This is a genomic window from Rhizobium sp. BK529, from assembly GCF_014194105.1.
Lineage (GTDB): Bacteria > Pseudomonadota > Alphaproteobacteria > Rhizobiales > Rhizobiaceae > Rhizobium.
On sequence record NZ_JACIAU010000006.1, the window covers coordinates 315,971 to 334,414 of the forward strand.

General features: G+C 59.5%; 16 protein-coding genes and 1 pseudogene. 9 read left to right on the forward strand and 8 right to left on the reverse strand.

Annotated elements, in window-relative coordinates; translation table 11 throughout:
* Positions 1-831, forward strand: coding sequence for an aldo/keto reductase (locus FHX08_RS29020; RefSeq protein WP_132656943.1), 831 nt, complete (start codon positions 1-3; stop codon positions 829-831).
* Between the two features lie 83 nt (positions 832-914).
* Here the strand turns inward: FHX08_RS29020 and FHX08_RS29025 are convergent.
* Together FHX08_RS29025 and FHX08_RS29030 are read right to left on the reverse strand one after the other, a co-directional pair.
* A pseudogene (locus tag FHX08_RS29025) lies at positions 915-1,166 on the reverse strand (hypothetical protein); the annotation flags it as partial.
* A gap of 141 nt (positions 1,167-1,307) precedes the next feature.
* A complete protein-coding gene (locus tag FHX08_RS29030; RefSeq protein WP_132656942.1) occupies positions 1,308-1,640 on the reverse strand; it encodes an ArsR/SmtB family transcription factor in 333 nt (110 codons plus the stop codon).
* A 56-nt stretch (positions 1,641-1,696) separates the two neighbouring features.
* On the opposite strand from FHX08_RS29030, the gene FHX08_RS29035 reads away from it, so the two are divergent.
* The 5 genes from FHX08_RS29035 to FHX08_RS29055 all read left to right on the forward strand — a co-directional run bounded on the left by FHX08_RS29035 (position 1,697) and on the right by FHX08_RS29055 (position 9,887).
* Positions 1,697-2,179 carry an SRPBCC domain-containing protein gene (locus FHX08_RS29035; RefSeq protein WP_132656941.1) on the forward strand — a complete coding sequence of 161 codons (483 nt, stop codon included), beginning with the start codon at positions 1,697-1,699 and terminating at the stop codon, positions 2,177-2,179.
* Between the two features lie 261 nt (positions 2,180-2,440).
* Positions 2,441-3,466 carry a phosphogluconate dehydrogenase (NAD(+)-dependent, decarboxylating) gene (gene gnd, locus FHX08_RS29040; protein ID WP_132656940.1) on the forward strand — a complete coding sequence of 342 codons (1,026 nt, stop codon included), beginning with the start codon at positions 2,441-2,443 and terminating at the stop codon, positions 3,464-3,466.
* 147 nt (positions 3,467-3,613) lie between these two features.
* Complete coding sequence (locus FHX08_RS29045; protein ID WP_132656939.1) at positions 3,614-5,689, forward strand: mechanosensitive ion channel family protein; 2,076 nt, start codon at positions 3,614-3,616, stop codon at positions 5,687-5,689.
* A gap of 215 nt (positions 5,690-5,904) precedes the next feature.
* Positions 5,905-8,511, forward strand: a complete 2,607-nt coding sequence (mprF, locus tag FHX08_RS29050; protein WP_132656938.1) for a bifunctional lysylphosphatidylglycerol flippase/synthetase MprF — start codon at positions 5,905-5,907, stop codon at positions 8,509-8,511.
* Complete coding sequence (locus FHX08_RS29055) at positions 8,508-9,887, forward strand: virulence factor family protein (protein ID WP_132656937.1); 1,380 nt, start codon at positions 8,508-8,510, stop codon at positions 9,885-9,887. Before mprF ends, FHX08_RS29055 begins: the two co-directional genes overlap by 4 nt.
* Here FHX08_RS29055 and FHX08_RS29060 read toward each other — a convergent pair.
* From FHX08_RS29060 to ruvC, 6 genes are all read right to left on the reverse strand, one after another.
* The gene (locus FHX08_RS29060; protein WP_132656936.1) at positions 9,884-10,447 is read right to left on the reverse strand and encodes a DinB family protein; all 564 of its coding nucleotides are present in this window, start codon (positions 10,445-10,447) and stop codon (positions 9,884-9,886) included. The genes FHX08_RS29055 and FHX08_RS29060 overlap by 4 nt on opposite strands.
* Positions 10,448-10,559: 112 nt before the next feature.
* Complete coding sequence (locus FHX08_RS29065) at positions 10,560-11,072, reverse strand: NUDIX hydrolase (RefSeq protein ID WP_132656935.1); 513 nt, start codon at positions 11,070-11,072, stop codon at positions 10,560-10,562.
* 4 nt (positions 11,073-11,076) lie between these two features.
* Entirely contained in the window at positions 11,077-11,979 is a 903-nt protein-coding gene (locus tag FHX08_RS29070; RefSeq protein ID WP_132656934.1) for a metallophosphoesterase, read from the reverse strand.
* Entirely contained in the window at positions 11,980-13,020 is a 1,041-nt protein-coding gene (ruvB, locus tag FHX08_RS29075; protein WP_165911959.1) for a Holliday junction branch migration DNA helicase RuvB, read from the reverse strand.
* A gap of 67 nt (positions 13,021-13,087) precedes the next feature.
* Positions 13,088-13,702, reverse strand: a complete 615-nt coding sequence (gene ruvA, locus FHX08_RS29080) for a Holliday junction branch migration protein RuvA (protein ID WP_132656932.1) — start codon at positions 13,700-13,702, stop codon at positions 13,088-13,090.
* Between the two features lie 12 nt (positions 13,703-13,714).
* Positions 13,715-14,242, reverse strand: a complete 528-nt coding sequence (gene ruvC / locus FHX08_RS29085; protein ID WP_132656931.1) for a crossover junction endodeoxyribonuclease RuvC — start codon at positions 14,240-14,242, stop codon at positions 13,715-13,717.
* A gap of 235 nt (positions 14,243-14,477) precedes the next feature.
* Between ruvC and FHX08_RS29090 the strand changes: the two genes are divergently transcribed.
* The 3 genes from FHX08_RS29090 (at position 14,478) to FHX08_RS29100 (ending at position 18,394) form a co-directional block, all read left to right on the forward strand.
* Positions 14,478-16,793, forward strand: a complete 2,316-nt coding sequence (locus tag FHX08_RS29090; RefSeq protein ID WP_132656930.1) for a methyl-accepting chemotaxis protein — start codon at positions 14,478-14,480, stop codon at positions 16,791-16,793.
* 7 nt (positions 16,794-16,800) lie between these two features.
* Positions 16,801-17,295: a GNAT family N-acetyltransferase gene (locus tag FHX08_RS29095; RefSeq protein WP_132656929.1), complete on the forward strand. Its 495-nt coding sequence runs from the start codon at positions 16,801-16,803 to the stop codon at positions 17,293-17,295.
* Positions 17,296-17,392: 97 nt separating this feature from the next.
* Positions 17,393-18,394, forward strand: a complete 1,002-nt coding sequence (locus FHX08_RS29100) for an LLM class flavin-dependent oxidoreductase (RefSeq protein WP_184328105.1) — start codon at positions 17,393-17,395, stop codon at positions 18,392-18,394.
* Positions 18,395-18,444 lie beyond the last annotated feature (50 nt).

An 18,444-nucleotide genomic window follows, 5' to 3' on the forward strand; every position in this document is an offset into this window, starting at 1 on the left:
ATGAAATTCGTCAGCGCCAATGGCGCCTCCATCCCCGCCCTTGGCTTCGGCACGTTCCGCATGCCGGGACCGGATGCCGAACGCATGGTCTCGCATGTGCTTGCCAACGGCTATCGCCATATCGACACGGCGCAGATCTATGGCAACGAAGCCGACGTCGGCGAAGGCATCCGCCGCTCGGGTGTTGCCCGCGGCGATCTCTTCCTGACGACCAAGGTTTGGGTCGAGAACTACCGGCGCGATGCCTTTCTCGCCTCGATCGATGAGAGCCTGAAGAAGCTGAAAACGGACCATGTCGATCTGTTGCTGCTCCACTGGCCAAACGAAACCGTGCCGCTTGCCGAGCAGATCGGCGCGCTGAACGAGGTGGCAAAGGCGGGGAAGGTGCGCCATATCGGTGTCTCAAACTTCAACACTGATTTGATGCGGAAGGCCGTCAGGTTCAGCAGCCTACCCATCGTCACGAACCAGGTCGAATATCATCCCTATATCGACCAGACGCCGGTCCTTCGCACGGCAAGAGAGCTCAATATGTCGGTCACTGCCTATTACGCCATGGCCGACGGTAAGGTGTTCAAAGATGCAGTGCTGCAGGAACTTGCCGCCAAGCACGGCAAATCGATCGCGCAGATCGTCTTGCGCTGGATCGCGCAGCAGGACGTGATCGTGCTTTCCAAAACTGTCTCGGAAGCGCGGGCCGAGGAGAATGCGGCGATCTTCGATTTTGCGCTAACGACGGAGGAAATGGCGGCGATCCACGCACTCGTCAAGGCGGATGGCCGCATCGTCAGTCCGGAAGGGTTGGCGCCGGTCTGGGATAAGGCAGCTTGAGGAGACGGACGCTTCGGCGCCCGTAATGATGTCTTCGAGTGGGGAAGATCGGCGGGCGGAGCGTCTGTTCCCGCCGATGCGGCTTACTTCTTCAGGCCCGGCAGGGTAACCTGATAGACTTGGAACATGGTATCGACATCGGCGCCGCCGTCACCTTTGTAAGCCGCGCCAACCTAGAAGCGATCCTGGGTGAGAAAGTCGTTGTCGTTGGCGATGAAGAGGAAATAGTCGTCGGGCAGATTCGGATCGAGAACGCTGGCGAGACCCATGGCTTCCGATTTTTCCGGCAGGTTGTTCTTGTCGTTCGGTGCGCCATTGTGCAGGCCCAAACGGCTGCCTGGTGACGGCGAGCAGTTCCGCCAGATGCTCCTGCCTCATGTTACGCAGCCGGCGCATGCGCCGGATCGTTGATCCTGAAATCGTCATGGCTGTTTCCTCGCCCCTGATCATAAGGGCGAGGTGCTCACCACAGCAAGCTATTGCGACGGGCCTTCGAGATCACTCTTCAGCCGGTCCAGAATAGAGAGTGCGTGGCCGGCATAGGCGCTGATCCAGCGGTCGTGGATCTGCTTGATCGGCAGGCTGTTCAGATGATTCCAGCGCTCCCTTCCTTCCTTTCTGGCTATCACCAGATCGGCGTCTTCGAGCACCTTCAGGTGCTGCATGACCGTGCAGCGGTCCATCTCCGGAAATGCATCGCAGAGCGCGCCTGTGGTGCGCGGCTCTTCTTTCAGAAGGTCGAGAATATCGCGACGGCGGCGATGCGCGAGCGCCTTGAAAATGGGATCGTCATCCGATTCGCTTGACATGTTATATTTTTATAACATAATCGCGGGAGATACAACGGAGAAGAGGAGGAAGTCGCATGTCCCTCAATATTCGCGTCTCGGGCCGCATCGGCCGGCCGGTGGCTGATGTTTTTGATGCAGTCGTCAATCCAAAGAAGCTGTCGAGCTACTTCACTACGATAGGCGGAGCGAGTGCGCCGCTGGTGCAGGGCACGACGGTGACCTGGTGGAAGGATGTACCGGTCGAGGTGGTCGAACTCGTACCCGACCGCAAGATCGTGCTGCGCTGGGATGGGGCCACGGACGAAGAGAAGAAGCCTTACAAGACCCTTGTGGAGATGAATTTCAAACCACTTGATGATGGTGGCACCATGGTGACCATCGCCGAAGACGGCTGGCGTGAGGACGAACCGGGGCGGCGCGGAACCTATCAGAATCTCGAAGGCTGGACGCAGATGTTCTGCTGCATGAAGGCCTTTGTCGAATACGGCATCAATCTGCGCGAAGGCATGTTCCTCAGCGAGATGCGCGGCGAGCAGGCCAAAGCGCAGGAAGGTTGAGCATCGATACCCTGATCCGGAGCGGCCGATGGCGCTGAGCCAACGTCGATCACGCAAAAGATATAGCCGCCGGTGAGGCGGCTATATCTTTTGGAAGGGTTGGATTTGCATTCCAAAGACGACAAATTGCCAAGGGCGAAAGGTACCGCCTGCGCCAGATGCAATAGATGCATTCGCCTTTGTGACAGAGACTTCGCTTGCCTGTCTCAATGCCGGTGCTAGTTTCCGGAATCATATCGATTAAATCCCAGGAGATTTCAGATGCAGCTTGGCATGGTTGGTTTGGGCCGTATGGGCAATTACATGGTCCAGCGCTTGATGCGGGGCGGCCACGAATGCGTGGTTTATGACGCCCGGCCGGAAAGTGTCGCCGAGCTCGTCGGCCTCGGAGCTGATGGCAGCGCTTCGCTCGAAGAATTCGTTTCGAAGCTCGCTCGTCCGCGCGCCGTCTGGCTGATGCTGCCGGCCGCCATCACCGACAAGGTCATCGCGTCGATCGTTCCGCTGCTGCATGACGGCGATATCCTGATCGACGGCGGCAACTCCTATTATCATGACGATATCCGCCGTGGCGCGGAGCTTATCACCAAGGGCATTCACTATGTAGATGTCGGCACCAGCGGCGGCGTCTTCGGCCTCGAACGTGGCTATTGCCTGATGATCGGCGGCGAGAAGGGTATCGTGCAGCATCTGTCGCCGATCTTCGCAACGCTGGCGCCGGGCAACGGCACCGCGGAAGCCTCGCCGAACCGCACGCCGGAGGCTGCGGCTCTCAGCACCGCCGAGCAGGGCTTCCTGCATTGCGGCCCACATGGTGCCGGCCACTTCGTCAAAATGGTTCATAACGGCATCGAATACGGTCTGATGGCCGCCTATGCAGAAGGCCTCAACATCCTGAAGCACGCCAATGTTGGCGCCCTGACGCATGAGGCGGATGCGGAGACTGCGCCACTCGCGCACCCGGAATATTATCAGTACGATTTCAACCTGCCGGAAATTGCCGAAGTCTGGCGCCGCGGCAGCGTCATCACTTCTTGGTTGCTCGACCTGACGGCCGATGCCCTGCACAAGGATCCGGCCCTTGCGAAATATGCGGGTCGCGTCTCGGATTCCGGCGAGGGCCGCTGGACGATCATGGCTGCCATCGACGAAAGCGTGCCGACCCCGGTGCTGAGCGCCGCACTGCACGGCCGCTTCTCCTCGCGCGACCAGGATGAGTTTGCCAATAAGGTGCTTTCGGCCATGCGTGCCGGCTTCGGCGGTCATGTCGAAAAGCCACACAAGTAAGCGAAGCTCATTCGTTTTTATATCAGCCGCCGGCTTGCAATGTTCGGCGGCGTTCTTTTGGCCGGCAATCAGCTAGATCGTTAGTTCGTCTGGCTTTTCCGCAGCGGCGCTTGCATAAATGCCTGACGTGCAAAACCGGAGGCGGGTATGGGGCGAATTTCTGCGATCGGCATCTGTGGCATCCTGATGCTGCTCTCTCTTTTCAGTGCCGTTTATGCACAGACGATACCGGCAGGTTCCTCCGAGGTTGCGCCGCCGCCTGCCCAGGTGCGGCAGATGATGGAACTGATGCAGACGCCCGAGGTCAAGCAATGGATGGCGACGCAGATGGCGGCGCCTGCAGCTTCCGCCGGTAACGACCAGGAAATGTCGATATTGTCCGGCCGCCTGCAGCACGCGCGCCAGCATATTGCGATGGTTTCCGGTGCGGCGATGACGCTGCCCTCCGAGGTCGCACGTGCTTCATCGCTATTCCTCGGAGAATTGAGTGCGGCTGGTCCGCTCCGGATGGCCGGGCAATTTCTCGCCATTCTCGTCACCGGCTTCATCGTCGAAATCCTGGTGCGGAGGGCGGTACGTGAAAGGCGGGAGCGGGCAGCGCAGATGACCGGCACGCGGCTTGCCGCGCGGGTCATTCCTGCCATTGTCTTCGGCCTCGCAACGGGCCTCGCGTTAATCAGCTTCAGTTGGCCGCCGGTTAGCCTGAATATCGCGATCGCAATTGCCATTGCTGTCGTTGCCCAGCGTTTCGCCGTTTCTATTGGCGGAGTCATCGTCGATCTCGTTACGCTGCCACGCGGGGAGGGTGAGACTGTTGCTGTCGATCCGGCCGTCGCACAATTCTGGTTCCGCCGCTGCACGCTGTTTGTCATCTATTTTGTTTTCGGCTGGGTTATTCTCCAATCAATGGAGCCGCTCGGCTATTCCATGGCCGCGCGATATCTGATCGGTTATGTACTTGGCATTGGCCTTTTCCTGATTGCCACGGAGGCGGTCTGGTCCCGGCCGGGCAATGAGACGCGGCGCAGCCATGCCGTTACCTGGCTGCTGACTCTTTATTTCATGCTGCTCTGGGGCATCTGGGTATTGAGCTTCGACTGGCTTCTATGGGTCTGCATCTATCTGCTGCTGCTGCCAAGGGTGCTTGCCGTCTCGACGCTCGCAGTCAAATCCTTCCACCAGGCTGAAGCAGGTTTTCTCGCCAAACGCCGCATCGCGACCGTGTTGCTCGATCGCGGCGTCAGGGCTTTGATTATCGCCTTTGCAGCCATCTGGCTCGGTCGTATGCTCGGCGTTGAAACGGCCACGATGATGATGTCGAACGAAACGATGATCGATCGGGTGGCCCGCGGTATCATTGGCGGTATCGTCATCCTGCTCGCGGCCGATCTGCTCTGGCATCTGGTCAAGGCCTATATCGACGGCAAACTGCTTGATTCTCCCGTCGATGGCACGATCAATGACGAAGAGAAGGTCAAACGCGCCCGTCTGCAGACGCTGCTGCCGATCTTCCGCAACATCCTTGCAGTCGTCATTGTCGTGATCGCCGTCCTGATGGTGCTTTCGGGCCTCGGTATCGAAATCGGACCGCTGATTGCCGGCGCCGGTGTCGTTGGCGTCGCCGTCGGTTTCGGCGCGCAGACCATCGTCAAAGACGTCATCAGTGGCATGTTCTACCTTTGGGACGACGCCTTCCGGGTCGGCGAGTATATCGAAAGCGGCAGCCACAAGGGCGTGGTCGAGGCCTTTAGCCTGCGTTCCGTAAAGCTTCGCCATCATCGCGGGCCACTGACGACGGTGCCCTTCGGTGAACTTGGGGCAGTCAAGAATCTCAACCGGGACTGGACGATCGACAAGATCAGCCTGAACGTGACCTACGACACCGATCTCGTGAAGACGAAGAAGATTATCAAGCAGATTGGCCAGCAGCTGCTCGATAACCCGGAGTGGGGGCCGCACATCATCGAAACGCTGAAGATGAAAGGCGTGGAACAGTTCGGTGAATTCGCCATCGAGATCCGGCTGTCGATGATGACGAAGCCCGGCGAGCAGTTCGTCATCCGCCGCAACGCGCTGGCGATGATCCGCAATGCCTTCAAGGAAAATGGCATCCAGTTCGCGGTGCCGACGGTGCAGGTTTCCGGCGAACGTGAGATCGATGCGAGTGCCGCTGCAGCGCGTTACGCAGCACAGGCCCATGCCGGGGGTGAACCGGCGGCCTGATCTTTCCAAATATCTATCGGCGGCGAGGACAGGCTTACGAAAATGCAATGCATTCAGGCCTGCGTGCTGCGCAAATTTGCCCCAATTGAGTATGAAGGAGGCGGCAAGTGCGCGGGTATAGATAATCGCAACAGGGTTCATAGAGCTTGCATGTTGCTTATGTTACGTCTTTCGAAAGAGATTCCCGCCACGCTGGCAATTGCGACAGGTACGAAATGTCGGGTCACGACAAGTTGGAAGAGAATTCAGAGACGGAAGAAGGCTTTTCGCCAGGCGCACTTTTCCGACGCTATCGCACACAGCTGACGGCTCTCGCCACGCTTCTCATTTTCTGCCTCGTCGGCTACGCGATCATGCAGTTGACGAATGAGGTCCGCTACGACGACGTGGTGGAGGCGCTGGCGGAAACGCGGCTAAGTTCGATCCTGCTCGCCCTGTTCTTCACGGCCCTGAGCTTTCTGGCGCTCGTCTTCTACGATATCAATGCCATCGACTATATCGGCAAGCGTCTGCCCTTCCCGCATGTCGCGCTCACGGCCTTCAGTGCCTATGCGGTCGGCAATACAGCCGGTTTCGGGGCGCTGTCGGGCGGGGCGATCCGTTACCGCGCCTACACGCGCCTTGGGATTTCGCCTGAAGATATTGGCCGCATCGTAGCTTTCGTCACACTTTCCTTCGGCCTCGGGCTGGCGGCCGTGGCGGCAATCGCGCTCCTAGTCATCGCCAATGAAATCGCGCCGCTGATCGGCGTCAGCAGTCTGTGGCTTCGTCTTATCGCGGCTGCCATTCTGGCGGTTCTCGGCTCTCTCATGGTACTCGGCCGCGAGGGCCAGGTTATCGAAATTGGGTCGGTTACTCTCCGCCTGCCGGATTCGCGCACCTGGTCGCGTCAGTTCCTGGTGACCGCGTTCGATATCGCGGCTTCCGCCTCCGTGCTCTACGTGCTCTTGCCTCAAACGGCGATCGGCTGGCCGGTGTTTCTGGCCGTTTACGCGATTGCCGTCGGGCTTGGCGTGCTCAGCCATGTGCCGGCGGGCCTCGGCGTTTTCGAGACCGTCATCATCGCGTCGCTCGGCAGCGCGGTGAACATCGATGCCGTTCTCGGCTCACTGGTTCTTTATCGCCTGATCTATCACGTTTTGCCGCTGCTGATCGCAATACTCGCGGTGTCGGCAACCGAACTTCGCCGCTTCGTGGATCATCCGGCTGCCTCCAGCGTGCGGCGTATCGGCGGGCGGCTGATGCCGCAGCTTCTTTCGGCGCTGGCGCTGCTTCTCGGCGTCATGCTGATCTTTTCGAGCGTGACGCCGACGCCCGATCAGAACCTGGAATTTCTCTCCAATTATCTGCCGTTGCCAATTGTAGAAAGTGCACATTTCCTTTCCAGCCTGCTCGGGCTTGCACTTGTCGTAGCGGCGCGGGGCCTTGGCCAGCGGCTTGATGGCGCGTGGTGGGTAGCAGTATTTTCCGCCGTTGCTGCCCTGACACTTTCGCTGCTGAAGGCGATCGCTCTTGTCGAGGCAGGCTTCCTGGCCTTTCTGGTCTTCGGCCTGTTCGTGAGCCGTCGGCTCTTTACTCGCCATGCCTCGCTTCTCAACCAGGCCATGACGGCGTCCTGGCTGACTGCGATCGCCGTGATCGTTGTCGGCGCAGTCGTCATTCTGCTCTTCGTCTACCGCGACGTGGAATACAGCAACGAACTCTGGTGGCAGTTCGAATTTGCGGCCGAGGCGCCACGCGGTCTGCGTGCTGTGCTCGGCATTACGATCATTTCCTCTGCTATCGCCATTTTCAGCCTGTTGCGGCCGGCAACTTTCAAGCCGGAGCCGGCCGATGCGGAGGCGGTGCGCCGCGCCGTGGAAATCGTCGAGAAACAGGACAGTGCGGACGCCAACCTCGTGCGCATGGGCGACAAGTCCATCATGTTTTCAGAAAAGGGCGACGCTTTCATCATGTATGGCCGGCAGGGCCGTTCATGGATCGCGCTGTTCGATCCGGTGGGTAGCCATCATGCTGTGCCGGAACTGGTCTGGCGCTTCGTGGAAGCGGCCCGCGCTGCGGGCTGCCGCGCCGTCTTCTACCAAATCTCGCCGGCGCTGCTTTCTCATTGCGCCGATGCCGGCCTGCGCGCTTTCAAGCTCGGTGAATTGGCGGTGGTCGATCTTCGCACTTTCGAGATGAAGGGGGGCAAATGGGCGAACCTGCGCCAAACTGCGAGCCGCGCCCAACGCGACGGTCTGGAGTTCTCCGTTGTCGAACCTGCCGGTATTCCGGCAATCATCGACGACCTCTCGGCCGTTTCCAACGCGTGGCTTGAGCATCACAATGCGAAGGAAAAGGGCTTCTCACTTGGCGCATTCGATCCTGACTACGTGATGTCGCAGCCGGTCGGCGTTCTCAAGAAGGACGGCCGGATCGTTGCCTTTGCCAATATCCTCGTCACTTCGGCAAAGGAGGAGGGGACGATCGACCTGATGCGTTTCTCGCCTGATGCGCCGAAGGGTTCCATGGACTTCCTGTTCGTGCAGATTATGGAGTATCTGCGCGGCCAAGGCTTTAAGCATTTCAACCTCGGCATGGCTCCCCTTTCAGGCATGTCGAAACGCGAGGTGGCGCCCGTCTGGGACCGTATCGGCGGTACGATCTTCGAACACGGCGAGCGCTTCTACAACTTCAAGGGGCTTCGCGCCTTCAAATCCAAGTTTCATCCGCACTGGCAACCGCGCTATCTTGCGGTCTCCGGAGGGGGCAATCCGATGATCGCATTGATGGATGCGACGTTTCTGATCGGGGGCGGATTGAAAGGGGTAGTGAGAAAATGATGAAAAAGTACCTGTTTGCTGCATGCATCAGCATGCTTGCGGCCATGCCGTCTTATGCTGCCGACGAAACCACTCAGAGCTTCGAGACCGGCCTTATCCCTTCGCCGCATATCTTCCTGCCTCAGGGCGAGGTGAAGGGCGCCGTCTTTCTGATTTCCGATGCGGCCGGCTGGGGCGACAATGAAAAGACTGAGGCCGACCGCTTGGTTTCGCAAGGCTCTGTCGTCGTCGGCATCGATTTTCCCTCCTATTTGGAAGCGTTGAACCGCTATGACGTCAGCCTGAATGACGGCTGTATCTATACGGTCTCCGATATTGAATCGCTCAGCCAGCAGGTGCAGCGCGCCGCCGGTAACAGTCCCTATCACCTGCCGATCGTTGCCGGCATCGGCGAAGGCGGCGCACTGGCGCTCGCTATCGCTGCGCAGACGCCAGATGCGACGATTGGACAGACCTTTGCAGTCGATCCGCGCGCGGGTATTCCGCTGGCCAAGGAACTCTGCACGCCGGCCGCAAAGCAGGTGGTCGGAGACCGCAGCATCTATGGGCTCACCGACGGTGCGCTTCCGGACCCGATCATTGCCACCTTCACGCCGAAGGCCGACAAGGATGGTCGCGCTCATGTCGAAGATCTCAAGAAGACGCATGATGCCATCGACATCCGCGAATCCGACGATGATGCGCAGACGGTATTTGCCGACACGCTCGACGACCTGGTGACGGCTTCGGGCGCTTTCGACAATCCGCTGGGTCTGCCGCTTGCCGTTCTCGACACCAAGCCGAACCTCGACACGATGGCGGTGATCTATTCCGGCGATGGCGGCTGGCGTGATATCGACAAGGAAGTGGGGGGCATGCTCCAGAAAGAGGGCATTCCCGTCGTCGGTATCGACTCGCTGCGCTATTTCTGGACGGAGCGAAAGCCGCAGGAAACGGCCGATGATCTTTCGCGCATCATCGACTTCTATCGCAAGCAGTGGAAGGTCAAGCGCGTCCTGCTGATCGGCTATTCGTTCGGCGCGGATATCGTGCCCGCCACCTATCAGCTTTTGAAGCCGGCGGAGAAGGCGGCAGTGGCGCAGATTTCGCTTCTGTCGCTGTCGCACCAAGTCGATTACGTCATTTCCGTCATGGGCTGGCTCGGTCAGAAGACTGAGGGTGCGGGCGGCGATCCTATCAAGGATCTCAAGGGTTCCGATCCGAAGCTGGTCCAGTGCATCTATGGCAAAGATGATGACGACGATGTCGCTTGCCCCGCCGTCAAAGATGTCGGCGGTGAGGTCATCGAACTGCCGGGCGATCATCACTTCGATGAGAATTACGATCTTCTGACCAAGACGATCATCGATGGCCTGAAGGAGCGGCTCAAGAGCTAACGCATCAGCCGCTCTTCGCTCCATCCGAGGGCAGCGATCTCGCCGCCCCGGAACCTCGCATCGTCATCAACGATAAATTCATCGAGCTGCGGTGGCGCAACGCTGCTGCCAGACAGCATGGCATGCACCTGTCCTCGATGGTGCGTCTGATGCTGGAAGAGATGGCTCAGCACGTCCTCCCTACGCTCACGCTGGACGCGACCGTCGCGCTGAAGCTCTATAGTCGAGACGAGTTTTTCCGGCGTCAGCGTTTCGCAGACGGTAACGAGGCGCTGGTCAACTTTCGCCTGCTCCGCGGAGAGTGATCGGAGATCGTCAAAAGGTTCTTCGATGTCGAAGGCGCGAAGGCCGAGCGTGCCACCTTCGAGACCATCGACATAGAACCAGTCGACTGTGAGGATATGGTTCAGCGTCGATTTGATCGACGGAAAAAAGCTTGTGCGTGTCGCCTCGAATTCACCCGGCTTGAGGGCTGTGCAGGCGGCGAGAAGCCGGTGGTTCGCCAAAGCATTGTTATAGGCGAGCTTTCGGAATATGCGACAGGGATCGAAACTCGGCATGGCATCTCCTCCTTGAAGCATTGCCGATTTCTTCGAAGTGCGGAAATGCTTTACCACTTTGTTTTCACGCAATTCTGGATACTGACCGCTCCATAGCTTTGCCGGAGTTGCTTTAGTCTTTGTCGTCGAGATCGCCGTCGCGCCAGACCAGGTGCCGGGGCGAGGTCGGCAGGTTTTCGATCTCACCGGCGATGAAATAGGGCGGAATATCGAGCTCAGTCAGGGCCTGGAATGTTGCAGACACCCATTTGAATTCCAGGTGATTGTCACCGTCCTCGACCCGATGAATGATCTCATCTGTGTGGAACGGGAATTCCTGCGGGATTTCCATGAGATAGTAGAAGCCGAGTTCGTGCCAGTCGCGACCTTCGTAATGGAAGAAATTCTCGACGCTCCAGAGCAGGCGTCCGACAGTCACTTCGACACCGAGTTCCTCCATCATTTCCCGCTTCAGCGTTTCCTCCGAGGTTTCACCAATTTCGGCGCGGCCGCCTGGAAAAGTCCAGAAAGGTTCGTGAACGGCGCGATGGACAAGCACATGCCCGTCGCGAAAACCGAGCCCGGCGATGCGGTAGTTGAAGCGATGGCTGCCTGCATTGAGGCGAACGACGGTTCTCTTGGACATGATATTATCCGAGATCGATGACCACTATCTCCGGCGGAACGCCGAAACGCACAGGCGCGATGGAGCAGCCGAGCCCGCCGGAAACGATGATGTTTCGGCCGTTCTCAACAACATGGCCATAGGCGTAACGATCGCCATAGCGTGAGGGCACGACCGGCGAATAGCCGAGAAAGCGGATCTGCCCTCCATGCGTATGGCCAGATAGAGTAAGCGACACTCGCTCGGGCACGCGCGGAAAAATATCAGGCTCATGAGCAAGCAGAACAACGGGTGCGTCATCGGAAATCTGCTCAAGCGTTCCTTCGAGATCATCGAGACCCTGGATCTGGCTGCGGCCTCGTTTCCTGCTCGGCAGGAGCGCCAGTTGGTCTTCCAGCCCCGCCAGCCAAAAGCCATGCCCGTCCTTTTCCAGCCGGATGACGCGATTGCTGTAGACGGGAATACCGGCCTCGGCCAAAGCCCTATGTCCGAAAGTATCGCCCCCGCCATTCCTCTGCGCGGTCTTGTCCTCCCACCAATCATGGTTGCCCATGATCGCGTGGACGCCGAGCGGGGCTCTAAGCGTCGCGAGCGCCTTTGACCACTCACTGGAATGAACATGACCCGTCACCATATTCATGCCGGCCGCATAGTCGCCAAGCAGGACCGTAATGTCGCCCTTCAGCTCGTTGGCACGGGCACAAATCGAGGCGATGCGGGCCGCCGACATCCAGGGTTCGCAGGCGTGGAAATCAGCCAATGCGACAAGCCGCAGCTTCAGGCCGGACGTCCATCCCGGCGGGGTTAGGGCATAACGAGAAACTCTCAATCGGGCCAGCGGCTCATAGGCGAAGGCATATCCGCCGAGTGCCATGAGGCCGGCAAAACTGCTGCCTGCCAATTTGAGAAAGCCGCGCCGGCTGATCAATCAATCGTCCTCCCGGAACAGCCCGAACTGTGCAGCCTCCATATCCTTCGGTGGCTGCATGCCGAGATGTTTCCACGCGATTGCGGTGAGAACGCGACCACGCGGTGTGCGCTGGATGAACCCCTGCTGGATCATGTAGGGCTCGATAATATCCTCGATCGCATCCCGCGGCTCGGAGAGGCCAGCGGCAATGGTTTCGATACCGACCGGACCGCCGCCGAAATTCACGGCGATCATGTTGAGATAGCGCTTGTCGAGCTGGTCGAGGCCCATATTGTCCACCAGAAGGCGGGTTAGCGCCTCGTCGGCGATCTCGCGGGTGACGGCCTCGGCTCTGGCAACCTCGGCGAAATCGCGTACGCGGCGCAGCAGGCGTCCTGCGATGCGTGGTGTGCCACGGGCACGCCGCGCGATCTCGCGGGCGCCATCATCCGTCATGGCAAGGCCCATCAGGCGGGCGCCGCGGCGAACAATGAGTTCCAACTCTTCCACGGTATAGAAAGAGAGGCGCACCGGAATGCCGAAGCGGTCACGCAACGGCGTGGTCAGCAGGCCGAGGCGGGTGGTGGCGGCAACCAGAGTGAACTTCGACAGATCGATCTTCACCGAGCGGGCGGCCGGGCCCTCGCCGATAATGAGATCCAGCTGGAAATCTTCCATCGCCGGATAAAGGATTTCCTCGACCGCCGGGTTGAGGCGGTGGATTTCGTCGATGAAGAGCACGTCGCGCTCTTCGAGGTTGGTCAGCAGAGCAGCCAGATCGCCGGCCTTCGCGATGACAGGGCCGGAGGTCGAGCGGAAGTTGACGCCAAGCTCCTTCGCCATGATCTGCGCCAGCGTCGTCTTGCCAAGGCCGGGCGGGCCGACGAAGAGAACGTGGTCCAATGCCTCGCCTCTGTTCTTGGCCGCTTCGATGAAGATCTTGAGGTTGGCGCGCGCCTCCGCCTGGCCGGTGAACTCGTCCAGCGATTGCGGGCGCAACGTGGTATCCAGGTCTTCGCCACGCTTTTCCGGCGTTATCAGGCGGGCATCAGTCATCAGGCATTTCCGTTCAAAGCTTGCTCAAGTCCATACACTAAGCGGCCGCCATTGACACCCTGCCGGAGCGTCAACGCGAGAGCTCCCTGAGGCCGAGGCGAATCAGTTTGGCGCTGTCTGCATCTTCTCCGGCGGTCTTCATGGCGGCGGCAACTGCGTTGGCAGCCTGGTCGCGGGAATAGCCGAGATTGGTCAGCGCCGAAACAGCGTCGGCAACAGGGGCGGCGGCCACGCCTTCGCCGATCTCCTGCTTGAGGCCGATATTGATCGCCTCGCCGGCAAAAGCGGGAGCCTTGTTCTTAAGTTCGGTGACGATGCGCACAGCGACCTTGGGGCCGACGCCCTGAGCGCGGGAGACTGCGGCCTTGTCCTGCAGAGCAATCGCATTGGCAAGTTCGGGAGGCGTCAGTGCCGAGAGCACGGCGAGCGCCACCTTGGCACCGACCCCCTGAACGCTCTGCAGCAGATTGAACCATTCGCGTTCGAGCTGGGTCTGGAAGCCGAAGAGCTTCAGCTGGTCCTCACGCACGTAGGTTTCGATGAAAAGTACGCAGGCCTCTCCAACGGAGCCGAGCTTAGAAAGCGTGCGCGCCGAGCAATAGGCGACGTAGCAGACGCCATGCACATCCACGAGCACATAATCATCGCCGATCTCGTCTATCGTGCCTTTCAGCTTGCCGATCATGATCTTTTTCCGTCAGGGATGGGTTGCGGGAGTGTCGGCTATGGCCTGGCGCATGCGGTTTCCGCCGCGGTGATGGGCGTGACAGATGGCGATCGCCAAGGCATCGGCGGCGTCATTGCCCTTGAACTCCGCCTTCGGCATCAGGATCTTCAGCATCATATGGATCTGCTGCTTCTCGCCATGGCCGACGCCAATGACGGTCTTCTTCACCGCGTTGGGCGCATATTCAGATACTGGAAGACCGGCACGGGCCGGCACCAGCATGGCGATGCCGCGGGCCTGGCCGAGCTTCAGGGTTGCCACCGCGTCCTTGTTGACGAATGTCTGTTCCACAGCGGCTTCATCCGGCTTGTAGGAATGGACGACATCGGCAAGGCCGTCGTGCAGCTGGCAGAGGCGTGAAGCAAGGTCCATGTCGCCATCTGAAGTCACTGTCCCCGAGGCAACGAAGCGCAGCGAATTGCCGAGCGTATCGATGATGCCCCATCCGGTGCGGCGAAGGCCGGGATCGATACCGATGATGCGAATCGTATTTTGCATGGTTCACCCTATAGCGGAGGCGGAATAAGTGCCATCGATATGTGAACAAAGCGAAAACACACCTGGTTTTCGCGCGGCATTTACCGCGAATTAAACCGGATGCACGAATTCTAATCCATCAAATGCGAGAGAGGCCCGCTTCCTAAAGAGCTCAAGGCCTCCGATGTTCTGTTTACAGGTCGGCCGGACGGGGATTTCCCGACCGGCAGTGCCGTTCCGGAAGGGTTCGTTTTTCATGGCTCAGAGATTTCAGTCCCTGTCCTTCAAGGTGATCGCCACCTTCATCCTGCTGACCACGCTTTCGGTCGCAGTGATCAATATCCTTGCCTACTTCGCCAGCAGCCGCGTTTCCGACCAGCAGGCCCTGAAGGCGAAGGAGAGTGTGCTGATCTTCCGCGGCGATATGTTGCAGGATCAGCTCGCACAGCTCGAAAATCAGGCGACCTCCATTGCGCGCATCGAAGCGCTGCAAATGTCGATCACCAATCTGAAGAGCGGCTGGAAGACGATGGAGAAAAGCTCCGGCGATGCGCGGGGCGAACTGAAGAAGGTCTTCATCACAGACAACCCGAATCCGGCCGACCAGCGCGAAAAGCTCGTCAAGCCCGAGGGGCCGAGCGGTTTCTACTATTCGAGCCATGAGAAAACGCAGGGCGAAGTGGCCCGCGACCTCGCCGACACCGCCTTCAACGATCTCCTGATCGTCGATCTCGACGGCACGGTGCTTTATTCCTACAAAAAGAACGACGACTTTGCCGAAAACCTGAAATCGGATGCCTGGAAGTCGACCGGTGCCGGCATCGCCTATGCCAAGGCGATCGAAAATACCGCCAAGGCGACTGACGATTCCGCGCCGACAGCCTTCTCCGGTCTGCGTGTCGACGCGAAGAGCGGCAAGTCGGCGATCTTCTATGCAGTACCAATCGTCAAGCTCGGCCAAGCGAAAGGCCTGATGCTGTTCAAGGTGCGTGACGATATCGTCACCGGTGTTCTAGTAAAGGGTATCGTGTCGGGAAGCACGGCCCAGGCGGCGATCATATCGGCTGACGGTTCGGCTGTCGGTCTCAATGCATCCGGCCAACTTGCAACGCTCGATACAGCCCCCTTCACGTTTATCAAGGATGCACTTGCGACCGCGGCGATGACGGTTGCAGATTTCGACCGTGCCGATGGGTCGGCGCGCGCCTATGTGCGCGGCATCGACTATCGCGGCGACCGTTTCCTTGTCCTTGAGAGCGTGCTGCTCAGCGAATTGAATGCCGGCTCCATCGAGATCGCCACGTTGCTGACGTGGATCGGCATCGGCGTTCTGATCGTTATGGCCATTGCCACGGGGCTCATCACCAACCTCCTGTTCTCTCCGCTCGCCCGTCTGGCTGGTGTGACCCGGGAAGTGGCTGACGGCAAACTGGAAGTCGAGATCGGCAGTCAGAAACGCAAGGATGAGATCGGCACGATGGCCAAGGCGCTTGATCGTTTCAAGCAGTCGCTGATCGAAGGCCGTCAACTCGAGGCCGCGAGCGAGCAGACGCGTGCGCGTGCCGAAAGCGAGCGCCAGCAGAATCTTGCGCAGCGCGAGGCGGAAGCTCGCAGCCTGCAGAAGGTCGTCGCAGCGCTCGATGATGGGCTTCATCAGCTGGCGAGCGGCAATCTTGCCTATCAGATCGAAACCCGTTTCCCAGGCGAGCTCGAAAGCCTGCGCGTGAACTTCAACGAGGCGCTGGCAACACTCAGCGAAACGATGATGGCGATCGGCGGGAATTCCATGGCTGTGCGCGCCGGCTCGGAGGAGATGCGCACGGGTGCGGATGAACTGGCCGGCCGCACCGAGCGGCAGGCAAGCTCGATCACTGAGACGGCCAACGCAATCAGCGCGATTACCCAGTCGGTGCGCGTACAGATCGAACGGGCCGAACAGGCTGAGCGGATCGCCCGCGACGCCAAGAAGGAAACGGTCGGCTCCAGCCAGATCATGCGCGAGACGATTGCGGCAATGGAAGCGATCCAGGCCTCTTCGCGCCAGATCAATACCATCATCTCTGTTATCGACGATATCGCCTTCCAGACTAACCTGCTGGCCCTGAATGCTGGCGTCGAAGCAGCGCGCGCCGGCGAAAGCGGTAAGGGTTTTGCAGTCGTCGCCATGGAAGTGCGCGAGCTCGCGCAGCGCTCGTCGAGTGCGGCCAAGGAAATCTCCAGCCTGCTGCAGAAATCCACGCATGAGGTCGAAAGCGGTGTGGCGCTGGTCGAAAGGGCGGGGGTGGCGCTCACCGGCATCGGCGGCCATGTGGAGGCCATCAACGGCCAGATCAACGAGATCATGGAATCCACCCGCGAGGAGGCCGATACGCTGCGACAGATCAACAGCTCGGTCGCCGAACTCGATTCCATGACCCAACAGAATGCTGCGATGGTCGAGGAGACGACGGCTGCGATTCATCGTTTGGCGACCGAAGCTGTAGAAATGGACCGCCAGCTCGGCAACTTCACCCTTGCTGAAGGATATCAGCGGCACAGCGCCGAGGTGCGCCAGCTGCGCAAGCGGGCCTGATCGCATCATGCTGATCCGCTTCGAAAGGCCCGAGGATGCGGATGCCATTCACGAGCTGACGTGGGTGGCATTCGAGCCGATGCCTTACAGCAACAACACTGAAGCGCGGATCGTCAGGGATCTTCGCGCGTCGGGTGATCTGACGCTGTCGCTGGTCGCGGAAGAGAGTGGAGAGATTGTCGGCCATGTCGCGTTCTCGCCGATCACCGTGGGCGACATCAGGCATGGATGGTATGGGCTCGGGCCGATTTCGGTAAAGCCGGAGCGGCAGAGACAGGGGATCGGTAGAGAGCTGATCCTGAAAGGCCTCGATCTGTTAAGAGAGCGGGGTGCCTTCGGCTGTGCGCTGATCGGCAATCCATCAGTCTATCACGGCGTCGGTTTCGAGAGCGATGGAAAGCTGACTTATGGCGATCTCGACACGCACTACGTTCAGCGGATTGTTTTCAGGGGATCGCCGCCATCAGGCGCATTGAAATTCTCACCGGCTTTCGACGAATGACAGCCATTCCTTGCGGCGGCTTTTGTTAGCTGCGATTTGGAATAGCGCTACAGCGAACCTACATAAACCGCACTTCCATATTGCGCGGCAGGTTTCCATGGTTCCCTTTTCCATTCTCGATCTTTCCCCTGTGGCAGACGGCACGACCATCAGCCAATCCTTCGCGGCGTCGAAGCGTATGGCGCAGAAGGCGGAGGAATTCGGCTACACGCGTTTCTGGATGGCGGAGCATCATGGCATGCCAGGTGTTGCGAGTGCAGCGACGTCAGTCATTCTCGGGCAGATCGGGGCGGTGACGAAGACGATCCGTATCGGGTCGGGCGGTGTCATGCTGCCGAACCACGCGCCGCTTGTTATCGCCGAGCAGTTTGGCACGCTGGAAGCACTGTTTCCCGGCCGCGTCGATCTCGGCCTTGGCCGCGCACCGGGCACGGACATGCGCACGGCGCAGGCGCTGCGTCGAAACCTCGATGCCGGCGCAAACAGTTTTCCCAATGACGTGGTGGAGCTGCAGCAGCTTCTCGGAACACCAATCGAAAACCAGGCGATCCTTGCCGTACCTGGCAACAACTCGCACATCCCGATCTGGCTGCTTGGCTCCAGCCTCTACAGCGCCCAACTCGCAGCCATGCTCGGTCTGCCCTTTGCCTTCGCCTCGCATTTTGCGCCCGATATGCTGCTCGATGCGATCGCAATCTACCGCGACCGCTTCCAGCCCTCGACCGAGCTCGACAAGCCCTATGTGATGGTCGGTGTCATGGGTGCCGTTTCCGAGACGGACGAGGAGGCGCAGTATCACTTCACCTCGGCCCAGCAACAGTTCGTCAATCTGCGGCGCAATGTGCGAGGGCCTTTCCCGCGGCCGGTCAAGGATATGGATGCCTTCTGGTCGCCGATGGAAAAGATGAATGTGGAGCACACGCTGCGTTATGCCGTGGTCGGTTCGCCGGCTACGGCCGAAGCCCAGCTCAATGAATTCCTGAAGGAGACGCAAGCGGATGAGGTCATCATCTCCATGCCCATCCACGATATCGAGGCGCGGTTGAAATCTGTGGAGCTCTTTGCCGGGCTTAGCAATTTTATGCGGGCCGCGGCCTAGTCGCCGTGATATGCCGGCAAACAAAAACCCGGCGGAATGGCCGGGTTTTT